This is a genomic window from uncultured Bacteroides sp. (assembly GCF_958445495.1).
Classification (GTDB): Bacteria; Bacteroidota; Bacteroidia; order Bacteroidales; family Bacteroidaceae; genus Bacteroides.
The window spans coordinates 64332-87071 of sequence record NZ_CAUCSQ010000019.1 but is presented as its reverse complement, the minus strand read 5'-3'; the positions used below and the strand labels follow the sequence as shown (position 1 = coordinate 87071).

Sequence of the window (22740 nt, the reverse complement as noted above, 5' to 3'; positions counted from 1 at the left end):
CAACCTTTGTTAACCTTAAATCTAATACTATGAAAAAAATCACATGACAAATGTAGAACTTTGTGAACTAACTTCCAAATTAATCCTATTGGATTTGTTTCTCTTTTAAATTCTTTCACTGATTTTTACTGTTATCGCACACGAGTACACTTTTAGAGACTAAAGTAAGTGTTTTTTAGGATAAGTAATGGAGAAGAAAGTAGGTCTCCCTAAATTACAGCATCCCGAACAATCAGAAAATAAGGTCTAAATATTAGTGTTTTTTGGGAGGGGGTAAAAGGTAATATGAACCTGTTATGTTGTATGGAGTCATTCTTTCATGATAACCGTGACAGATTTTTCTCTCAAATTCGATAATTGTTAACGAATGTTTTTATGAAAATGTTATAACATTAATGTCTGTCACTACAAGATGTTAGTTCTACTTTTATACTTGTTATGATGAAGAAAAGTATTATGACGACTTTTTGGAAAAATTCAGCATAATTTTCCATGAATGTATAAAAGGATGTTACGTAATTCATTCGAAAAACTTGGCGTTGAAAGATGATATAATATATATACTGATATGCAAGACGTTTGGTTGTTTGTAGTAATACAAAAAAGGCGAGGCAAATGCCCCACCTTGAATGTTTTCACAACGGAATAATCCTTATTGTGATTTGCTTCAAATTAGTGTGACAAAGATAGTAATTTATTTTGTTTTAATATCTAATTTGTGGAAAAATATTAATATATTTGATGATTATAATAAGGTAAAGTAAATATGAAAAGAATATTGGGATTAGATTTGGGAACCAACAGTATTGGTTGGGCGTTGGTCGACAGCGAAGAGCAGAGAATTTTAGGAATGGGTAGCCGGATTATTCCGATGGATCAGGGTGTGTTGGACACTTTTACTGGAGGAAATCCGATAGAAACTCAAACGGCGGCGCGAACGGCTTTTCGTAGTACACGCCGATTGCGCGAAAGAGCATTATTACGTCGTGAGCGTCTGGTTCGTGTTTTGAATATGATGAAATTTTTACCCGAACATTATGCTTCTCAAATAGATTTTGAGAAGCGATTAGGACAATTTTTTGATGAAAAGGAGCCTAAACTAGCTTGGAAGCAAAATGATGAAGGAAGGTTTGAGTTTATCTTTCAAAAGTCTTTTAATGAAATGATAGAAGAGTTTAAGAATAAGGGGGTGGTTAGAAAAGATAAAAAAATCCCATATGATTGGACTATCTATTATTTGCGTAAGAAGGCTCTTTCCCAAAAGATAGAGAAGGAAGAATTAGCTTGGATTTTATTAAATTTCAATCAGAAACGGGGATATTATCAATTAAGAGGGGAAGAAGAGGAAGAGAACCCTAATAAATTAGTAGAATATTATTCCTTGAAAATAGTGGATGTCATAGCCGATGAGAAACCGAATAGTAAAGGTGATACATGGTATTCTTTACATTTAGAAAACGGTTGGACTTATCGTCGCTCCAGTAAGATTCCGTTGTTTGGATGGAAAGATAAAATACGTGATTTTATTGTTACTACAGATTTGAACGACGACGGGACGGTTAAAAAAGATAAGGAAGGGATAGAAAAACGGTCTTTTCGTGCACCAAGTGAAAATGATTGGACATTGTTGAAAAAAAAGACGGAGAGTGATATAGAAAAGTCTCATAAAACAGTGGGTACGTATGTCTATGAGACATTACTGCAAAATCCTATGCAAAAAGTTCGTGGAAAGCTTATACGGACAATCGAACGTAAGTTTTACAAGGATGAACTGAAACAAATTCTTGAGAAGCAAAAAGAGTTTCATCCAGAATTAAGAGATGAAGATTTATACAACGACTGTGTAAGAGAGTTATATCGGAGCAATGAGACACACCAATTTATTTTAAGTAAAAGAGATTTTGTTCATTTATTCTTAAATGATATTCTATTTTATCAGAGACCATTACGGAGTCAGAAATCTGCGATAAGTGATTGCGTACTTGAATTTAAAACATACAAAGATAAAGATGGAAATGATATTAAAGAGTATCTGAAAGTCATTTCAAAATCCAATCCTCTTTATCAGGAGTTCCGTATATGGCAATGGCTGTACAATTTGAAGATATATCGGAAGGAAGATGACGAAGATGTTACTTCGCAATTTATTACAAACATTGAAGATAAAGAACAACTATTTGATTTTTTGAATAATAGGAGATGTATAGAACAGAAACCTTTGCTTGAATATTTGATAAAAGCAAAAGGTTTGAAAAGACAAGTAAAGACAGAGTCATATCGATGGAATTATGTTGAAGATAAGATATATCCTTGTAGTGAAACAAAAACAATGATTTCTACATGTTTGGCTAAAGTAAAAAATGTTCCAGATGATTTCCTTACAAAAGAAATAGAACAAAAACTTTGGCATATCATTTATTCTGTTACGGATAAAAATGAGTTTGAGAAAGCATTGGGAACTTTTGCGAAAAAGTATAATTTGGATATTACTTCTTTCGTGGATAATTTCAAAAAAATTCCTCCCTTTAAAAATGAATATGGATCGTTCTCCGAAAAAGCAATAAAGAAGCTGTTACCTTTGATGCGTTTGGGGAAATATTGGAAATGGAATGATATTGATAATAATACCCAAAATAGAATATTCAAAATAATCACAGGTGAGTATGATGAAGAAATTAAGGATATAGTTCGTGAAAAGTCCATTGCTTTAACTAATGAAAACGATTTTCAAGGTTTGCAGTTATGGTTGGCTCAATATATTGTTTATGGGCGACATTCAGAAGCAGATATTGCAGGAAAATGGCATTCGGTTACTGATTTAGAAAAGTATTTGAATGGGTTTAAACAGCATTCTTTACGTAATCCGATTGTAGAACAAGTAATCACGGAAACTTTACGTGTAGTGAAAGATATTTGGCAAAAATACGGGCAAGGAGCGGAAAACTTTTTTAGTGAAATCCATGTTGAGCTTGGACGTGAGATGAAGAATACTGCTGACGAAAGGAAAAAACTTGCCAATATTATAACAGAAAATGAGAATACCAATTTACGAATCAGAGCATTATTAATGGAATTAAAGAATAATTCTGATGGCAAATTGGAGGTTGAAAATGTTCGACCCTATTCGCCCATGCAACAGGAGATTTTAAAAATATATGAAGAGTATGCAATTAGTACTGGGCTTGATAATGAAAAGGATGAAAAGATAAAGGAAGATATAAGGAAAATAAGTAAGGATGCACAACCTACAACGACAGAACTACAACGTTATAAATTATGGCTGGAGCAAAAATATTGTTCTCCATACACGGGTAAAGTCATCCCATTAGGGAAACTCTTTACCGAAGAATATCAGATTGAGCATATCATTCCAAAATCTCGTTATTATGATGATAGTTTCAGTAACAAAGTAATTTGTGAGGCCGCTGTAAATAAGTTAAAGGATAAGTGTTTAGGATTGGAGTTTATAAAAAAACACCATGGGCAGATTGTGGAAACAGGTTTTGGACAAAAAGTAACTATCTTTGATGAGGAAGCGTATCAGAATTTTGTAAAGCAGCATTATGCTTATAATCGTTCCAAGAGGACAAAGCTTCTATTGGAAGAAATACCTGAAAAAATGATAGAACGCCAAATGAATGATACACGTTACATCAGTAAATTTATTCTCCCTCTTTTGTCGAGTCTTGTACGTGCAGAAGAAAATGACAATGGAGTAAATTCAAAAAATGTACTTCCTGGAAATGGCAAGATTACAACTATATTGAAACAAGACTGGGGGTTGAATGATGTTTGGAATGATTTGATTCTTCCTCGTTTTGTGCGGATGAATGAGTTGACAAGGACTACCGAATTCACCAGTTGGAATGAACAATATCAAAAATATCTGCCTGCTGTTCCATTAGATTTATCAAAAGGATTTCAAAAGAAGCGTATTGACCATCGACACCATGCAATGGATGCTTTGGTAATAGCCTGTGTTACTCGTGACCATATCAATCTGTTAAACAATAAATATGCAAATACAGATACAGTTCGATATGATTTACAACGGAAATTACGACAGTTTGAGCGAGTGACATATATTGATCCGCAAACAAAGAAAAATGTAACAAAAGATGTTCCGAAAGAGTTTAAAAAGCCATGGGATAATTTCACTGTTGATGCTCGTAATGAATTGGAAAAAATTATTGTTAGTTTTAAACAGAACCTACGTATCATTAATAAAGCAACCAATATATATACGAAATATGAAAACGGTAAAAAGATAAAGGTAAAACAGAAAGGGCTTAATTGGGCTATTCGTAAACCTCTACACAAAGAAACTGTATTTGCAAAAGTATCACTTCGTAAAAGAAAAACCATACGTTTGAGTGAGGCTTTAAAAGATTGGGAAAAGATAGTCGATAAAAGGCTAAAACAAGAGATAAAACGGCTTATCTGTCAATATGGTAAATTTGATGTGGATACAATCTTACGATATTTTAAAGAGCGGAAGTACCAGTTTGGGGAAGTAAATGTATCAAAAGTAGAAGTATATTATTTTGATGAAGAGAATGCAACAGTGCGAAAAAATGTGGATACATCTTTTACGGAGAAGTTTATTCAAGAATCTGTAACAGACACTGGCATACAAAAAATCTTACTTAATCATTTAGCGACAAAAGGGAACAAGATTGAAATTGCGTTCTCTCCTGAAGGTATTGAGGAGATGAACAAGAATATCGTTCAGCTTAATGAAGGAAAATCTCATCTTCCAATACTTAAAGTCCGTGTTTATGAAACAATTGGTAATAAATTCTCTGTTGGAGTAAAAGGCAACAAGAAAGACAAATATGTGGAAGCGGCAAAGGGAACCAATCTATTCTTTGCGATATATGTAAATGAAAATGGTGTTCGCTCTTATGAAACTATACCTTTGAATATCGTAATAGAACGTTTAAAGCAAGGATTAAGTGTGGTTCCGGAAAAAAATAGAAAGGAATATAGTCTATTATTTTATTTATCCCCTAATGATTTAGTGTATGTACCTACAGATGATGAACGAGAAAACATTCACGCTGTTGATTTTGGTCAACTTAATAATGAGCAACAAAAAAGAATTTATAAAATGGTAAGTTGTACAGGTTCAGAGTGTCATTTTGTTCCTTATTATGTAGCAAGTCCTATAAAAAACAAAGTTGAATATTCGTCATTGAATAAGATTGGAAGGAGTCTGACTGGCGAGATGATTAAAGATGTTTGTATAAAACTAAAAGTTGACCGATTAGGAAATATTAAAGGAATATCTGGTCTATGAATGAAAACAATAACACCCCAATTCCCTCTGATTTCTTTCTTTACAAAGACGGTAATGGAGAAGTAAAAGTAGAAATCTATATTTTTAATGAAACAGTCTGGCTGACACAGGATAAGATTGCGCAATTATTTGGAGTGGATAGAAGCGTGGTGACAAAACATTTGAAGAATATCTTTCAAACGGCTGAATTGCAGGAGGATTCAGTTAGTGCAAAAATTGCACTAACTGCTGCTGATGGTAAAAAGTATCAAACGAAGCTATACAATCTTGATGCTATCTTATCCGTAGGTTACCGTGTCAACAGCATTCAGGCCACACATTTTAGAATATGGGCAAACAGCGTACTGAAAGAATATTTGATTAAGGGGTTTGCCATGAACGACGAGCGATTAAAAAATCCGCAAACGCTATTCGGCAAAGATTATTTTGAGGAGCAATTGGCTCGTATTCGTGACATTCGTAGCAGTGAGCGTCGTTTTTATCAGAAGATAACTGATATTTATTCGCAATGTAGTGCTGATTATGAAGCTGGTAGTGAGGTGACAAAGACTTTTTTTGCAACTGTTCAGAATAAGTTGCATTGGGCAATTTCCGGACAAACGGCAGCGGAGATAATTGTTGCCCGTGTGGATGCAGAAAAACCTAATATGGGATTGACTACTTGGAAAAATGCTCCTAACGGGATGATACGTAAACCGGATGTATCTATTGCAAAGAACTATCTCAATGAAACTGAAATGGATGATTTGAATCGTATTGTTTCGATGTATTTGGATTATGCAGAACGTCAAGCGAAAAAAGGGCAGGTGATGTATATGAAAGATTGGGTGAAAAAGCTAGATGCATTCTTGCAATTTAACGAAGAAGCGGTATTGCAACATAGTGGACAGGTGAGCCATGAGGTCGCCAAAGTATTGGCGGAACAAGAATATGACAAGTTTCATGCTAGGCAACTTCAGAATTACGAATCGGACTTTGATAAACTTTTGAAAGAAATGAATCATGATTAAGAAAACACTTTATTTCGGAAATCCGGTTTATCTATCTTTGCGCAACGCGCAGTTAGTTATTAAGTTGCCTGATGTGGAAAAAGCAACGGCCTTACCGGAAGCATTGAAAAAGCAGGTAGAAGTAACAAAACCTATAGAAGACATTGGTATTGTAGTGTTGGATAACAAGCAAATCACCATTACTTCCGGTGTGTTGGAGGCTTTGCTTGAAAACACTTGCTCTGTAATCACTTGCGATAGTAAGAGTATGCCGGTTGGACTGATGCTTCCTCTTTATGGAAATACAACACAGAATGAGCGTTTCCGTGAACAATTGAATGCTTCGTTGCCATTGAAGAAGCAACTTTGGCAACAAACTATTCAAGCGAAGATTAACAATCAGGCATCAGTGCTCAAAGATTGTATGAATGAAGAAGTAAAGTGTATGCGCGTGTGGGCAGTTGATGTACGTAGTGGCGACCCAGACAACTTGGAAGCACGTGCTGCTGCATATTATTGGAAATCTTTATTTGCAGATGTTGATGGTTTTACGCGAGATCGCGAAGGGATTTCCCCAAATAATCTATTAAACTACGGATATGCAATTCTTCGTGCAGTGGTAGCGCGTGGGTTGGTAATAAGTGGGTTACTTCCTACTTTAGGTATCCATCACCACAATCGATACAATGCTTATTGCTTGGCAGATGATATTATGGAACCTTATCGTCCTTATGTAGATGAATTAGTATTTAACTTGACACAGGAATATGGAAAGGATGTGGAACTATCGAAAGAGGTGAAAACACGATTGCTTATTATTCCGACATTGGAGGTGAAAATTGGAGGTAAACGTAGTCCGTTGATGATCGCTGTAGGGCAAACTACTGCCTCACTTTATAAATGTTTTAATGGAGAGCTCCGTCGAATTACTTATCCCGAACGGTAATGGATCGCTTCAGTGAATATCGTATTATGTGGGTGCTTGTTCTTTTTGATTTGCCGACTGAGACGAAGAAAGAAAAGAAGGCTTATGCGGATTTCAGAAAAAATTTGCAAAAAGACGGTTTTACAATGTTTCAGTTTTCCATTTATGTGCGTCACTGTGCTAGTAGTGAGAATGCAGCAGTACATATAAAAAGAGTTAAATCTTTCCTTCCGGAACTTGGGCATGTTGGAGTCATGTGCATTACGGATAAACAATTTGGGGATATAGAACTTTTCTATGGAAAGAAGGTACAAAGTGTCAATACGCCAGGACAGCAATTGGAGTTATTTTAGAACACAAAATCTCGCATAAATACGAGATTTTGTGTTGGGAACAGTCTTCTTTTTTTCTTTCTAATTTTTGTTGTAACTCATTGAAAAACATATTGTTATATGGAATATGTTGTTTCTAATGGTTCAAAGATACTAATTTGAAAGCAAATCACAACTGTCTGCCATTAATCCGAATAAGGTAAACCGTTGTTTCTAATGGTTCAAAGATACTAATTTGAAAGCAAATCACAACTGCTTGTGCCATCTGTGCCTCTAGTCCTGTGTTGTTTCTAATGGTTCAAAGATACTAATTTGAAAGCAAATCACAACCAGTAGGGTCGGCCGCTTTCGCGGTGTTCGGTTGTTTCTAATGGTTCAAAGATACTAATTTGAAAGCAAATCACAACGCTTGAGCCATCTGAGCCTCTAAGCCTGTTGTTGTTTCTAATGGTTCAAAGATACTAATTTGAAAGCAAATCACAACGCCCTTCGGCAAACTCGGTACACTTATCATGTTGTTTCTAATGGTTCAAAGATACTAATTTGAAAGCAAATCACAACAGAAGTGCATACGGCGCGGTCCCTCTGTCGGTTGTTTCTAATGGTTCAAAGATACTAATTTGAAAGCAAATCACAACGTTAATGCTCGATATCTTCTGGCCTACGGTGTTGTTTCTAATGGTTCAAAGATACTAATTTGAAAGCAAATCACAACTGAATTGTCCTTGCTTTTTCATAATCTTCTGTTGTTTCTAATGGTTCAAAGATACTAATTTGAAAGCAAATCACAACTATTCTCGTGGATTTTCCCGTGTTGGTTGTTTCTAATGGTCCAAAGATACTAATTTTCGTCGTATTTTTAATAACGTCTTCTATGAACCAGTTCATGAATGGGGTGTTGACATGCTGTAAAGAAAGAGATTATTCTTGATGATTTGAATAATTCTATTTATGCATATCTCAAGAGATACTATAAGTCTAGTTTTGAGTCTTTACCCCATTTCTCTAATTTTTGTAAGAAGTCTTTTGGTACTTTTCTACGTAATTTGCGCGAACAGAATCGTTAGTGATATTAATAATAATTCATGAGCCATCCATACATAAAAAAATCCCCTGCCGATTGGTCCGGCAGGGGGATTCTATCATTAATCAAATTAAGCTCTCATTATCGAAATCTAGCAATTTTAATCTTTCAGTTTTGCCCTGATGAAATCACGGTTCAGGCGTGCAATATTACTGATAGAGATATTCTTCGGACATTCAGCCTCACAAGCACGAGTGTTTGTACAGTTACCGAATCCCAGTTCATCCATCTTTGACAACATAGCTTTTGCACGACGCAAAGCTTCCGGTTTACCTTGCGGCAGCAAGTTCAACTGGCTAACTTTTGCAGAAACGAACAACATAGCAGAACCATTCTTACATGCAGCTACACAAGCACCACAACCGATACAAGAAGCAGCATCCATAGCTTCGTCAGCGATAGGCTTCGGAATCAGGATAGCGTTAGCATCCTGCGGAGCACCTGTACGTACGCTCACGTAACCACCAGCTTGCATAATCTTGTCATAAGCAGTACGGTCTACCATCAAGTCCTTGATTACAGGGAAACCGGCCGAACGCCAAGGTTCAACAGTAATCGTATCACCATCCTGGAAACGACGCATATAGATCTGACAAGTAGTAGCACCTGTTGCAGGACCGTGCGGGTGTCCATTGATGTAAAGAGAACACATACCGCAGATACCTTCGCGGCAATCGTGGTCGAATACTACCGGTTCTTTTCTTTCGCTGATGAGCTGTTCGTTCAGAATATCCAGCATTTCGAGGAAGGAAGTATCGCCGGGGATATCTTTCATTTGGTAGGTTTCAAAAGCACCTTTAGCCTTCGGACCAGCTTGGCGCCATACCTTCAGTGTAAATGATATATTTTTATCCATTTTCTTCTAATTCTTTTTAATGTTTAACTTCACCGATTAGCTCTTGTAATTACGGGTCTGAACCTTGATAGCTTCATATACCAGCGGTTCTTTGTGCAGTACCGGAGCCTTCTCATCGTCACCCTGATATTCCCAACATGCTACATAGAAGTAGTTCTCGTCATCACGTTTGGCCTCTCCTTCTTCTGTCTGGTATTCTTCGCGGAAGTGACCGCCGCAGCTCTCATTACGGTTCAATGCATCGTTGGCGATAAGTTCGCCCATGAGGATGAAGTCGTACAGGCGGATAGCTTTGTCAAGCTCTATGTTCATGCCTTCTTTGGAGCCGGGGATAAACAAGTTGGTTTCAAACTCTTTACGGATTTCTTTCAGTTTGGCTAAACCTTCTTTCAGACCTTCTGCCGTACGTCCCATACCCACGTATTCCCACATTACATGGCCTAATTTCTTGTGGATGGAGTCTACCGATTCTTTTCCTTGAATGCTCATGAGCTTGTCGATTTTAGCCTGAACTGCTTTTTCCGCTTCGGCGAATTGGGGAAGGTCGATAGAGAAACGGGGAACGGTAATCTGGTCGGCCAGATAATTCTGGATGGTATAAGGCAATACGAAATAACCGTCTGCCAGACCTTGCATCAACGCAGAAGCACCGAGGCGGTTTGCACCGTGGTCGGAGAAGTTACATTCGCCGATGGCAAACAGACCTTTGATTGTAGTCTGGAGTTCGTAGTCTACCCAGATACCTCCCATTGTATAGTGGATGGCCGGATAAATCATCATCGGATTATAATATTTCACGCCGCCGATTTCTTTTGCCAGTTCGCCCGGATTGACGTCGGTGATTTCTTCATACATATCGAAGAGGTTTCCGTAACGTTGAAGAACGATGTCAATCCCTAAACGGTTGATGGCTTCGGAAAAGTCGAGGAATACTGCCAAACCAGTGTTGTTCACACCGAAACCGGCATCACAACGTTCTTTGGCGGCACGGCTGGCAACATCACGGGGAACTAAGTTACCGAATGCCGGATAACGGCGTTCCAAGTAATAATCGCGGTCTTCTTCAGGAATATCGCTTCCTTTGATTTCGCCTTTCTGAAGCTTCACAGCGTCTTCTTTCTTCTTCGGAACCCAGATACGGCCGTCGTTACGGAGAGATTCAGACATCAAAGTCAACTTAGACTGTTTGTCACCGTGTACCGGGATACAAGTCGGGTGAATCTGGACATATGCGGGATTGGCGAATACGGCACCTTTACGGTAACAAGCGATGGCTGCCGAACAGTTACATGCCATTGCATTGGTAGAAAGGAAATACGTGTTTCCGTAACCGCCGGTAGCGATAACTACCGCATGGGCGGCAAAGCGTTCCAATTTACCGGTCACAAGATTCTTGGCGATGATACCGCGGGCGCGTCCGTCAATGATAACGACGTCCTGCATCTCGTAGCGGGTGTACAGTTTTACCGTACCTACGTTTACCTGACGGCTTAGTGCTGAATAAGCGCCCAACAATAACTGCTGGCCGGTCTGGCCTTTGGCATAGAAAGTACGGGATACCTGTGCACCGCCGAAAGAACGGTTGTCCAGCGTACCGCCATATTCGCGGGCGAAGGGAACACCTTGGGCCACACATTGGTCGATAATGGCATTGGATACTTCGGCCAGACGATACACATTCGCTTCGCGGGCACGGTAGTCGCCGCCTTTTACCGTATCGTAGAACAGACGGTAAACAGAGTCGCCGTCATTTTGATAATTCTTTGCAGCATTGATACCACCCTGCGCAGCGATGGAGTGTGCGCGGCGCGGCGAATCCTGAATACAGAAGTTGAATACTCTGAAACCCATTTCACCGAGGGAGGCAGCGGCGGAAGCGCCTGCCAGGCCCGTACCCACGACGATGATATCCAAACGACGTTTATTAGCGGGGTTCACCAATTTCTGGTGAGCTTTATAGTTGGTCCATTTCTCAGCCACCGGGCCTTCTGGAATTTTTGAATCTATCTTGATCATAATATTATTTACAATTTAATCATTTACAATTTACTATTTAGCAAGCACCACCACAAATAAGTGTTTTCACAAAGAATACCACTACTACCAGTGCGAAACCGAGTACAACGATTGTAGAATAGATGTTAGAAATACATTTCCAACGATCAATCCATACTTTGTTGTTCCATCCCAGTGATTGCATTGAACTCCAGAAACCGTGAGTCAGGTGGAACCACAAAGCAAACAGCCAAACAAGGTAAAGAACTACGTAAACCGGACAAGAGAAAGTCTGCTGAATGTGATATGCACCGTTAGCAGCATAAGCCAATGTCAATGTATCAGCGTGCATGCCCATGTTGTGCATCAGTTCCGGCAACTGCATTTTTGCCCAGAAGTTGAAGAGGTGCAAACCAAGACCTACGATAACGATAAGACCCAGCACCAACATGTTTTGAGATGCCCATTCTACAGTTTTCGGTTTGTCTGTCACTGCATAGCGTTCGCTACCACGCGCTTTGCGATTCTGCATTGTCAGCCAGAATGCGTAGATAATGTGAATTACGAAAAGAGCAGCCAGTCCTGCGGTAGCCACTAATGCATACCAGTTTGCTCCCAGGAACTCACAAATCATGTTGTAACCATCAGCCGAGATGATCGCAACCAAGTTCATCGCCATGTGAAATGTTAGAAACAGGACAAGGGCGATACCGGTAACGCTCATCACCACTTTCCTTCCTACAGATGAATTACTTAACCACATAAATGATTGAATTTAAATTATTTAATTGTTAGAACTAAAATTTCGACGTTTTACACCTCTTACGGACTGCAAAAATAGGGGAAATAGATTGATTGAGCAAGGAATTAAAGAAATAATTCTTTAATAAGGAAGCAATGTGTCAGAAGTACCGATAAGCTTGTGCGACAATGCAGTGTGATAACCGGCATATTGGATATATGTCACTTTATTGTACTTTCCCGATTTTCTCACCGCCGGCGGCTTTTTTGCGCAGGGCGCGGGGAGTGTCACCGAAAGAATCTTTGCAGAAATGTGCGAAGTGGGACAAGGAATCGAAACCGTACCGGTTGCAGATTTCCGTAATTCGCATTTTGGTATGTTGAAGATCTTCCAGGATTCCTTCCCGTTTTTTCTCCAGAATCCATTCATATACGGGAACGCCGTAAAGGTTTTTGAAAAGACGGCGGAAAGTGGTAGTGGTGTAACCTCCTAAATGGGCGAATTCTTCTACATTCTTTACCTTACTGTAGTTTTGCATGACAAAATAGTGGAAACTCTCCGTATAAGTGCTGATGGGATAAAAGAATGTGCTCAACTGGGGAAGAGGATAGAAATTTATGATGAGAAAAATCAGCTCCTTGCATTTCAGCTCGATAAACTTGCCGCAGGGAGACTCTTCGAGCAGGATTCCGGGCATGCCGGTGATAAGGCGATAAAGCCTCTCGCCCATAACCAGCGGGGTGTAGGTAAGAGGCACTTCCGCCTGGTTTACAATTTCCTGGTACCGTTCCTCGCAAATCAACGGCAATTCATTGAACCAGTAGACAATATACTCGACATCCGTGAGGGCGAGCAGTTCTATTTTTGAGCCGATTGCCTGCAGGATAAACTGTCTTTCGTGCAAAGTGTTGCCGGGATATTCTTCGCTATTGATGAGCAATTCGCCTTTTATCATGAAAAGCATACAGTTCTGCGTACACTTGTCTTGGGGAAAATGCGTTCCTTTAGATAAGCTTCTATATACAAGGATGTTGTCAGTAGCTTTAGGACATCCTGCACAATGTGGGTTTTGTATGCAAAAAGAGTCTCTTGGCATGAGTTTTTTGTCTTTTGAGGCAAAGGTAAGCTTTTTTACGGAAAATAAAACCCTTTCTTTCCATATATATCCGCCGGGCGGGATTTACGTCGGGCAAACCGCTTTTTCATTCCATGTCTTTTTCTATTTGTCATAGTACTCTTGGAGCAATTTTTGCATTTCCGGGTATTTACTGTCCGTATCCCCAAATTCCTTGCGCAGGTTCGTTAAGTCCTTCTTCATCTGCTTGATGACGGAAGAATATTGAGGATCATTGTAAGCGTTGTGATTCTCATGCGGGTCGTTTTTCAGGTCGTAGAAGTCCCACGCCGGAGTGAACCCGAAGTTTTCTGTATCGGTCATATCCAGGTTTTCCGCATAATAGAAAATCAGTTTGTACCGGTCGGAACGAATGCCGAAATGCGCCGGACGGATGGCATGATTGGTCCAATAACGGTAATAGATGGCCTTTCGCCAATCGGGCGGAGTCGTTCCTTTCAGATTGCCGGCAAAGCTGCGTCCTTGGACATTTTTCATTTCTATTCCGGCGAATTCTGCCAACGTAGGGGCGAAATCAATATTTAATATCAGATCTTTCAGGCGTTTTCCTGCCGGAATTTCTTTGGGATAACGGATGACGAAAGGCATGCGGGCCGCTTCTTCGTAAAACATCCGTTTGTCGAAGAAACCGTGTTCGCCCAGGAAATAACCTTGGTCGGATACATAAATGACGATTGTGTTATCGGCGATTTCCATCTCGTCAAGAGCTCTCAGCAGTTTCCCGATGTTATCGTCAACAGTCGCCCCACAGCGTAAATAATCACGGATATATTTCTGGTAGATTGCTTTACGTGCGGCTGTACGTTGCATTCCTTGTGTGCCGAAAGGAAGTCCCGGATATCTGCACCACCATTTGTCCGGGTCGGCGGAAGCCGCTTCCCACCGTCGTCCTATTTCTTCCAGTTTCTGTCCGATAAACCCTCTTCCGTTAGTATCCGGTCCCCAATCCATGATATTCTCCGGTTCGGGGAAAGTGATTCCGTCATACAGATGTTCCATTCGTATCGGATAGTCGTATGGCTCATGGGTCGCCTTGAAATGGCAGCACATGAGAAACGGCTGTCCTTTTTCCTGTTCTTTTATCCATTGAATAGCCTTTTCAGTGACAATATCCGTAGAAAATCCCCGGACATATTCGCCGAAGTTACGGTCGCCGGGCCAGGAATCGGTGCTGTTGATAAAAAGAGGGTCCCGATATACTCCCTGGTCGTAGAAGATGGAGTAATAATCGAATCCTTGAGGCTGCGATTTCAAATGCCATTTGCCGATGAGGGCCGTACGGTAGCCAGCCTGTTGCAGTGTCGTGGCGATAGTCGGCAATGATGTATCCAAGGAATCCGCCAATGTATATACTCCGTTTTGATGGCTGTAGCATCCTGTAAGGATACTGGCGCGGCTGGGGGAAGAAATCGAGTTTGTGCAAAAACAGTTGTCCAATACGGTGCCCTCGGCTGCCAGCCGGCGGATATTGGTATTTTGCACGTAATCGGCCAGTATTCCCCCGTAAATCCCCCATGCTTGCGACGTATGGTCGTCACTTAGGATGAAAAGGATATTGGGGCGTTCTTTATCTGGAGAGTGCTGGACGGCGGCTTCTTTGGCGTAAGATTGATAAGGCAGGCATAAAGTGAAGCCTCCTATGATGATTGTCGGAATATGTGTTCTCATAAGCGTAAAGTTCAAATTTATAATCTGAATTCAATAACTTCGTGACGTCCTGCTGTTGTCCGTGTCTGACGGATATACCGGACTAATCCGTGTAAAGATACGATGATTATTGTTATTTGCCAATTAATCGTTTTATAAATTTCCCTTCTTTCTCCGGGTTGTATTTTTCGTGCATTCGGCAGGCAGAATGGCATCCTTATGCCTATGCCTGCTTGAGTTGTTTCAGGTAGTCTGAGGGAGAAACCCCGAACTCGTCCTTGAAACATTGGCGGAAATACCCCGTGCTGTTCATTCCTACTTTATAAGCGATTTCGGAAATGTTATATTTCCCTTCGAGCAACAGGCGTTCCGCATTCTGCATTTTAACTTTTCGGATATATTCATTGGTCGATAATCCGGTCAGCGCCTTCATCTTTCGGTAAAGAGTGGAACCGCTCATACACAATTTGTCGGAAAGATAAGTGATGTCAATCTTTTCCGAAGAAAGATTCTCTTCAATTAGCAGGGTAATCTTCTCGATGAATTCATTGTCAAGCTTGCTTAAGGCTTCGGTAATCATCATACGTTTCTCATTGAGGTCCGTATGGCTGCCCGGAGCGGACTGGGACTGGAACTGGGCTACCAGTTTCTTCCTCGATTCAAGCAGGTTGTTGATGCGGCTGCGTAGAAGAGAAGCGCTGAAAGGTTTCGTCAGATAAGAGTCCGCCCCTACTTCATATCCTTCTTCCTTATCCTGTAAAGAATCCTTTGCCGTCAGCAGGATAATGGGAATATGGCTTGTGCGTACATCCTCTTTTAACTGCCGGCATAAAGTGATTCCGTCCATTACAGGCATCATGATATCACTGACTATGATATCGGGGATACGCTGTAGAGCTTGTTGTTTCCCTTCTTCGCCGTTGCCGGCCGTGACCACTTCAAAGGTGTCGGAGAAGGACTCGGCGATGTAGTTCTGTATTTCCTCATTGTCCTCTACGATAAGCAAGATGGGTTTTCCGTTGTCCGCTATTATCGCATCCTGGAGGTCGGAAGGAGATGCGTTCCTTATCTCCTCTTTTTCCGTTTGTTCCGTAGAGTCCGCATGCAAGGCATTGGGATATATATTGTCTGTCAGCAGGCTGACATAGAAAGCGCTCCCTTCATTCGGCGTACTTTCAACGCGGATTTCTCCTTCGTGCAACTCCACGAGGTTTCTGACTAAGGCAAGCCCGATACCTGTGCCGGATGCCTGGTGCGAGCCGCTTTCCTGATAATAACGGTCGAAAATATGAGGCAGCGCCTCGGCCGAGATGCCATATCCGGTGTCGCTCACTTTAATTTCCGTATAAGCGACCTCATTGCGGGCAGTCTGATACAGGCTTAGGGTGATACATCCCTGCTCTGTATATTTGATGGCATTGGATATCAGGTTATCGAGAATGATAGTGACGATTTCCTTATCGAAGAAAAGAGACATCTCTTCTTTTTCGATAAGGATTCGGAAACTTATTTTTGGCTTTTGGTTCAGCTCTTTATATTTAAGTCCTATTTCGTAAATGAGAGGCGCGATGTTTCCTTTGCAGACACATAACTTTTTGTTTTGGGTTTCTGTTTTCCGGAACTCCAGAATCTGGTTGATTAGATTGAGCAACCGTAGTGCGCTTTGGTGGATGACCGATAATTTCTGTGCCTGTTTTGCCGGAAGGGAGGTGTCTTTCTGCATATCCTCCAACGGGCCGATGATAAGTGTCAGCGGTGTACGCAACTCATGGGTGATATTCGTGTAGAAGCGCAGGCGTTCCTGGTTTAACTCCTGTTCCTGTTCGTGGTTTTTCTTTTCCAGCGTATATAGGTTTTCCAAGTTCAGTTTCTTTTTATAGGCGTGCAGTATAAAATAGATGATGCTGGCGGATATCAGGATATAGATAAGTTTCGCCCACCAGGTCAGCCAAAGGGGAGGATTGATTCGGATAGTCAGGGAAGTGGCTTCCTCCGGCCATTCCTGATTATGGATTCGCGCTTTAATGAGAAATTCATATTTTCCCGGAGGAATGTTCCGGAAAGTGACACTGTTGTTTTCATTGACCGTGTACCAGGAATTTTCAAGCCCTTTCAGCATGTAGGCATATTCCACTTGATTGACAAGCGAGTAATTCTGTACGTTGAACGTCAGTTCGAAACTGTTCTGTGCATGAGTCAATTCGACAGACTGTTTTTGAGACAAATTGACGAATAAATCGTTATTTTTCGGGCTGCTCAACCGTCCCGGCACCTTCATCTCCGTAATAACGGCTGGCGGAGGCAGTTGAGTGTTCATCGTGATGTCGGGATTAAAACTGCATACTCCGTTGATGGACCCGAAATAAATCAACCCGTTTTTGTCTTGTGTCACGCAACCGCTTGAAAAACTGCCTGCCGGGACATCGTCGGAATGGCCGTAGTTATAAAAACACTCCTTTTCCGTTACATAGCAACTGATTCCCTTATTGGTACTGAACCAGATATTGCCTTTCTTGTCTTCCGTTATGGCGCGAATGTTCGTATTGAGCAAACCGTCTTTCCGTTGGTAGGTCTTGTAATCCAGCGTATCGGTTGACGGGAAACAGACCAATCCTTCTCCCGTTCCCACCCACATCCTTTTTTGTTCATCCCGGATGATTTGGTTGACGGTGTTCGAACAGAAACCGTCCCTCTGGACGAACGTTTTGATTAATTGCAGGTCGGAGGTGTACACGCCCAGACCGTCCCCGAAAGTCCCGATCCAGAACCGGCCTTTCTCGTCCCGTTCGATGGAACGTATGAAATTGCTGTGCAATTCGCTGTTTTCCGTATTGTAATGCCGTATGATTTCCATGTTCAGAGGATTCAGCACGATGATTCCTCCACTGTATCCCACCCAGATGTTGTGCCGGTTGTCTTCGTAGATTGTGCGTATATCCTGGTTGGATTGTCCCATCAGAGAGATAGAACGGAACTTCCTGTTCCGGCTGTCGTAATAGCTGATTCCTCCCTGGAAAGAACCGAACCATAAATTCCCCTTTGAATCTTGCAAAGAAGCCAGTATGAAGTTTGAAGGGATTTCTCCGGTTTCCTTTTTATAAATGGCGATACGTTTGTCTTTTTCGAATACGTTGATGCCGCCTCCGTCCGTACCGACCCATATCCGTCCTTGCCTGTCTGTGCAGAGACTGCTTGCTACCTTGTTGTTCAGGCTGTTTTCGTTGTCGGGAATCGGTGAATAATTCAGTGTGGTGAATAAAGGAGGCGTGTTGCTGATAAAATTGATTCCTCCGCCCCATGTCCCTATCCAGATGTTATCGAAAGAATCTTGGAATATACATCGGGCACTGGCGTTGGAAAGACTCCGGTTGTCATCCCCTTCCTGGATATATTCGAGAGAAATCTGTTCCGGTGAGAGGAACATGCTTTGTTTTAAGTCTAATATGGTGATGCCGTTCAGCTCGGAAGCGACCCATAACTTATTGTCGTTTAATTGCTTGACGGACAATATGCGGCCGCATAGGGCGGCATGCTTGTCATTCTTGTTATTTCTCAGAGTGATAAAGTTCTGTCCGGTAGTGTTGAAAAGAGCCAGCCCTTTATCCGTTCCCAGCCAGATATTGCCGTTTGAATCTTTGGTGATGCATCGTACATCGTCTCCGGGCAGGCTTGCAGGGTTCTCCGGTTCGTGCCGGAAATTCTTTACGCTCTTGTCTTCCAGAGACAGGATGCTGAATCCGCCGTTTACATGACCGATATAGAGGTTCCCGTCTCCTCCGTCCAATACAGTCCACGTTTGTTCGCAGGGGAGGCCGGGGACGGTGCCTTTGTTGTAATGAGTGAACCGTCCGCTGTTGATGTCGAGGTATTCCACACCTCTGTAATATGTGCTAATCCATAGGCCGTCTGCATTCCGGGTGGAAGGAGAGATGTCTGTTACGTCATTCGTAATCAGGCTGTGCGGGTTTTCCGGGTCGTTCAGATAGGCTGTAAATGTATGTTTCTCATAATCGTATGCATTTAACCCGTCCCGTTGGGTGGCTATCCATATAACGGGGCGTTTGCTGTCGGCATATACATGGTTGAGTTCATTACCGGTGATTCCCTGGCGGTTTTGTGCCAAGTCATTTTTATAATAAGTAATGAAACGGGTCCCGTCGAATTTGTTGAGCCCTTCTTCCGTTGCAAACCATAGAAATCCTTGTCTGTCTTGCGCAATGCTGACCACGTAGTTGTTGGAAAGCCCTTGTTCGATATTCAACCGTTTGACAGTATAAGGATAAACTGTCAGTTGGAAAGAAGACAACAGAAATAAGAGTATAAAAATGATGTGTCGTTGCATGTTCATATTGTTACTTTATATTCTGATTCAAAAATAAGGATAAATATTTTATTTAAGCTATATAAATCGTGCAATGCATGATTTGTGTATTTCCTATGCATGATTTTTGTCGTTTTTTTGTTATTTCTTAATTTATATTTGCACAGTGAAACTTTCAAATATTTGTAAAGTTTTGTAATAAACCGATGTTTTCTGGAATATCTTTATTTAAATAAATACTATGATGGAAAGTTTATTTTGTAGTTCAAAACAAAAGCTGTTAGTAGCGTTGTGTTTACTATTCTGCTTGTCGGGAAATGCACAGCAGTCAACAACTGTGAATCGTACGGTCTCGAAAGAGAAAACTGTAGGAAAACGTACTTTGATTGGTACTGTACTTGATGCGACTACCGGAGACCCGCTTATCGGAGTTAATGTGAAAGTAAAAGGAACCGGAGACGGTACTATTACCGATTTGGATGGAAAATTCTCCATTAAAGTTACCAGTGATACAGAATTGGAGTTCTCTTATATCGGTTATAAAGAACAGACATTGATCGTGGGAGATTTGGGTGTGATGACCGTTAAGATGGAGTCGGATAACGAGATGTTGGATGAAGTGGTAGTCATAGGAGCCGGAACTCAAAGAAAGGTATCCGTGACAGGTTCTATCGCAACGGTGAAAGGCGCTACGCTGAAACTTCCCTCTTCTTCGTTAACGAGTTCCCTTGCCGGAAAATTGTCGGGTATTGTTGCTGTGACTAACAGCGGTGAGCCCGGTTCTACTTCCGATTTCTACATTCGGGGTATCAATACGTTCGGCGGACGTTCCACCCCGTTGATTTTGTTAGACGGAGTAGAAATCTCTTCTAATGACTTGAATAGAATTCCGGCGGAGTCCATCGAAAGCTTTTCTCTGTTGAAAGATGCTTCGGCAACGGCCATCTATGGTAACCGCGGTGCTAATGGCGTGATGCTTGTAACTACCAAAAGAGGTACTGAAAACACAAAAGCAACCGTTAACGTATCATTGGAAGCCTCTTATTTCCATCCGATGAACCGGGTAGAGTTTGCCGACGGAGCGACTTATATGCGGACATATAATGAAGCGGCGCAGGCCAGAAGCAGCGCGCAGATTACTTCTCCCAAATATACGGAAGAACAGATTATGAATACCGCCAACGGATTGAACCCTTATGTATATCCGGATGTAGACTGGTATGACCTGATTTTCAGAGAAGGCAACTTCAACCAGCGCGCCAATGTGAATGTACAGGGCGGCGGTTCGCGCGTGACCTATTATATGGCTTTGCAAGCCAACCATGATACAGGGTTGCTGGATGCCCCGGATTATTACTATAATCCTAATATCGATAACTGGGAATATAATTTCCAGAATAACATATCCTATAAACTGACCAATACGACAACAGTCGATTTGAGGATGATGGCCCAAATCGGTAATAAGAAAGGACCGAATTACTCTACTTCCGATTTGTATAAAATCGTTATGCAGACCAATCCCGTGGCTTTTCCCGCCTATTTCCCCGCTGAAGGCGACGACGAGCATATACGTTTTGGTAATGCGGAAATCAAGTCCGGCGTGTACGGGCAGAATCCTTATGCGTATATGATGAGCTCATTCAAAGAAGCCAATTACAATACTTTGAATACCTCATTGAATATCACGCAGGATTTGAGCTTCATCACCAAAGGACTGAGTGTGAAAGCTCTGGTGAATTTCAAGAACTGGTCCGAATCTACTTACAACCGTTCTATCACTCCTTATTATTACAAGGTGAAAGACGGTTCTTATGACTCTGCGGCAAACCGGTATGAACTCCAGACGTTACAGACCGGAGAAGATTATGTGAACCAGTCCAGTATTTCTAAAAGTGCGGACCAGACCTTTTATTTTGATTTCCGTGCAGACTGGAAACGCAGCTTCGGCGACAACAACCTGACGGCGATGCTTATGTATATGATGCGTGAATATCGCAGTGATGTTCTGCCTAACCGTAACCAAGGCTATTCCGGACGTCTGACTTACGACTATGCCAACCGTTATTTGTTTGAATTTAACTTTGGTTACAACGGTTCCGAACGTTTGGCCTCCGGCGAGCGTTTTGAGTTTTTCCCTGCCGCTTCCATCGGTTGGGTGGTAAGTTCGGAAAAATTCTGGGAACCGATGAGCAAATATGTCGACCATTTGAAACTGAGAGCTTCATACGGTCTGGTAGGTAGCGATGAATTCAATAGCGGCGCTCCGCACTTCTTATATCAGAATAATATCAGCATCGGTTCGGGACATTCTTACTGGACGGGACTTCCTTCAAATGAGATTAATAGAAAAGGCCCAGCGTTTTATGTGTTGGCCGTTCAGAATGCAGGTTGGGAGCACGTGAAGAAATTCGATGTCGGCTTTGACATGTCTTTGTTTAACCAGGTGAATATCACCTTTGATTATTTCCACGACCATCGTGACCGTATCTTGATGGCACGTTCTTCCTGGCCTGACATGTTGGGATACTGGGGTTCTACTCCCTGGAGTAATATCGGTGAGGTAATCAACCGAGGAGTGGAATTAAGCGTGAACTGGAATAGAAGGTTTGGTAAAGACTGGGTTGTAGATTTCCGTGGAAACTTTACTTATAACCAGAATGAGTACAAATATGTAGACGAACCCAATTATCCGTATGTTTGGCAGACTAAGACAGGGAAACCTCTGAATACTTTGACAGGTTATGTGGCCGAAGGATTGTTCACCAGTGAAGAAGAAATAGCCAGTTGGCCGGACCAGTCACAGTTGGGCGCCAATATCATGCCGGGAGACATTAAGTATCGTGATATAAACGGTGACGGAGCAATTACGACGGAAGACCAGGTAATGTTGTCTCCTTACAATAATGTACCCCGTATCCAGTATGGTCTGGGATTGAATGTGACATACAAGAAGTTTGATTTTGGAGTATTTTTTAACGGTTCGGCAAAACGCAAGATAATGATTAACAGTGGATATGCACCGTTCCTTTCCGGTGGTGGCGACGGTATGACTACGGAAACCCTGGAACGCAACCTGATGCAATGGATTGCCGACGACCACTGGTCGGTAGATAATCCCAATCCGGATGCGGCTTATCCCCGCTTAGGCATAACGAGTTCTGATACCTCCAATAATACTCAACCCAGTTCTTATTGGGTACGTAATGGTAATTTTATCCGTTTTAAGAGTTTAGAGTTGGGCTATCGCTTCCCCTATTGCCGTGTTTATTTCAGCGGAGATAATCTGGCCGTGTTCAGCCCGTTCAAATTATGGGATCCGGAACTCTCCTGGAATGCTTATCCGTTGCAGCGTACCTTTAATTTAGGTGTTCAATTTACATTCTGATAAAATGAATTTAATGTATTAATAAAT

General features: G+C 41.5%; 11 protein-coding genes, 1 pseudogene and 1 CRISPR repeat array. Of the genes and pseudogenes, 6 read left to right on the top strand and 6 right to left on the bottom strand.

Annotated elements, in window-relative coordinates; translation table 11 throughout:
* Positions 1-766 precede the first annotated feature (766 nt).
* The 5 genes and pseudogenes from cas9 to Q5076_RS08620 all read left to right on the top strand — a co-directional run.
* On the top strand, positions 767-5299 hold the full coding sequence (gene cas9 / locus Q5076_RS08640; protein ID WP_303012471.1) for a type II CRISPR RNA-guided endonuclease Cas9: 4533 nt from the start codon (positions 767-769) through the stop codon (positions 5297-5299).
* A complete protein-coding gene (locus tag Q5076_RS08635; protein ID WP_303012470.1) occupies positions 5296-6309 on the top strand; it encodes a virulence RhuM family protein in 1014 nt (337 codons plus the stop codon). Before cas9 ends, Q5076_RS08635 begins: the two co-directional genes overlap by 4 nt.
* Positions 6302-7234 (top strand): type II CRISPR-associated endonuclease Cas1, encoded by a 933-nt coding sequence (gene cas1 / locus Q5076_RS08630; RefSeq protein WP_303012468.1) that lies wholly within the window; start codon positions 6302-6304, stop codon positions 7232-7234. Before Q5076_RS08635 ends, cas1 begins: the two co-directional genes overlap by 8 nt.
* On the top strand, positions 7234-7566 hold the full coding sequence (gene cas2, locus Q5076_RS08625; protein ID WP_303012466.1) for a CRISPR-associated endonuclease Cas2: 333 nt from the start codon (positions 7234-7236) through the stop codon (positions 7564-7566). The genes cas1 and cas2 overlap by 1 nt, the downstream gene beginning before the upstream one ends.
* A 108-nt stretch (positions 7567-7674) precedes the next feature.
* Positions 7675-8106: direct repeats of the CRISPR family, unit length 47 nt; unit sequence GTTGTTTCTAATGGTTCAAAGATACTAATTTGAAAGCAAATCACAAC.
* Between the two features lie 285 nt (positions 8107-8391).
* Positions 8392-8612 (top strand): annotated as a pseudogene (locus Q5076_RS08620) (AraC family transcriptional regulator); the annotation flags it as partial.
* A 117-nt stretch (positions 8613-8729) separates the two neighbouring features.
* Here the strand turns inward: Q5076_RS08620 and Q5076_RS08615 are convergent.
* From Q5076_RS08615 to Q5076_RS08590, 6 genes are all read right to left on the bottom strand, one after another.
* Complete coding sequence (locus Q5076_RS08615; RefSeq protein ID WP_186966086.1) at positions 8730-9485, bottom strand: succinate dehydrogenase/fumarate reductase iron-sulfur subunit; 756 nt, start codon at positions 9483-9485, stop codon at positions 8730-8732.
* A gap of 36 nt (positions 9486-9521) precedes the next feature.
* Positions 9522-11501, bottom strand: coding sequence for a fumarate reductase/succinate dehydrogenase flavoprotein subunit (locus tag Q5076_RS08610; RefSeq protein ID WP_303012463.1), 1980 nt, complete (start codon positions 11499-11501; stop codon positions 9522-9524).
* 37 nt (positions 11502-11538) lie between these two features.
* A complete protein-coding gene (locus Q5076_RS08605) occupies positions 11539-12243 on the bottom strand; it encodes a succinate dehydrogenase/fumarate reductase cytochrome b subunit (RefSeq protein WP_004324017.1) in 705 nt (234 codons plus the stop codon).
* A gap of 205 nt (positions 12244-12448) precedes the next feature.
* Complete coding sequence (locus Q5076_RS08600) at positions 12449-13318, bottom strand: AraC family transcriptional regulator (RefSeq protein WP_303012461.1); 870 nt, start codon at positions 13316-13318, stop codon at positions 12449-12451.
* Positions 13319-13441: 123 nt separating this feature from the next.
* Positions 13442-15025 (bottom strand): sulfatase, encoded by a 1584-nt coding sequence (locus tag Q5076_RS08595; RefSeq protein WP_303012460.1) that lies wholly within the window; start codon positions 15023-15025, stop codon positions 13442-13444.
* A 202-nt stretch (positions 15026-15227) separates the two neighbouring features.
* Complete coding sequence (locus tag Q5076_RS08590; RefSeq protein ID WP_303012474.1) at positions 15228-19346, bottom strand: hybrid sensor histidine kinase/response regulator transcription factor; 4119 nt, start codon at positions 19344-19346, stop codon at positions 15228-15230.
* Positions 19347-19566: 220 nt separating this feature from the next.
* Here Q5076_RS08590 and Q5076_RS08585 point away from each other — a divergent pair, with 220 nt between their 5' ends.
* Positions 19567-22713, top strand: a complete 3147-nt coding sequence (locus Q5076_RS08585; RefSeq protein WP_303012459.1) for a TonB-dependent receptor — start codon at positions 19567-19569, stop codon at positions 22711-22713.
* Positions 22714-22740: the final 27 nt, after the last annotated feature.

What these genes read in the sequence shown, in the direction of transcription:
- cas9 (WP_303012471.1), top strand. Translation starts at nt 767, where the DNA reads ATGAAAAGAATATTGGGATTAGATTTGGGAACCAACAGTATTGGTTGG.
- Q5076_RS08635 (WP_303012470.1), top strand. Translation starts at nt 5,296, where the DNA reads ATGAATGAAAACAATAACACCCCAATTCCCTCTGATTTCTTTCTTTAC.
- cas1 (WP_303012468.1), top strand. Translation starts at nt 6,302, where the DNA reads ATGATTAAGAAAACACTTTATTTCGGAAATCCGGTTTATCTATCTTTG.
- cas2 (WP_303012466.1), top strand. Translation starts at nt 7,234, where the DNA reads ATGGATCGCTTCAGTGAATATCGTATTATGTGGGTGCTTGTTCTTTTT.
- Q5076_RS08615 (WP_186966086.1), bottom strand. Translation starts at nt 9,485, where the DNA reads ATGGATAAAAATATATCATTTACACTGAAGGTATGGCGCCAAGCTGGT.
- Q5076_RS08610 (WP_303012463.1), bottom strand. Translation starts at nt 11,501, where the DNA reads ATGATCAAGATAGATTCAAAAATTCCAGAAGGCCCGGTGGCTGAGAAA.
- Q5076_RS08605 (WP_004324017.1), bottom strand. Translation starts at nt 12,243, where the DNA reads ATGTGGTTAAGTAATTCATCTGTAGGAAGGAAAGTGGTGATGAGCGTT.
- Q5076_RS08600 (WP_303012461.1), bottom strand. Translation starts at nt 13,318, where the DNA reads ATGCCAAGAGACTCTTTTTGCATACAAAACCCACATTGTGCAGGATGT.
- Q5076_RS08595 (WP_303012460.1), bottom strand. Translation starts at nt 15,025, where the DNA reads ATGAGAACACATATTCCGACAATCATCATAGGAGGCTTCACTTTATGC.
- Q5076_RS08590 (WP_303012474.1), bottom strand. Translation starts at nt 19,346, where the DNA reads ATGCAACGACACATCATTTTTATACTCTTATTTCTGTTGTCTTCTTTC.
- Q5076_RS08585 (WP_303012459.1), top strand. Translation starts at nt 19,567, where the DNA reads ATGATGGAAAGTTTATTTTGTAGTTCAAAACAAAAGCTGTTAGTAGCG.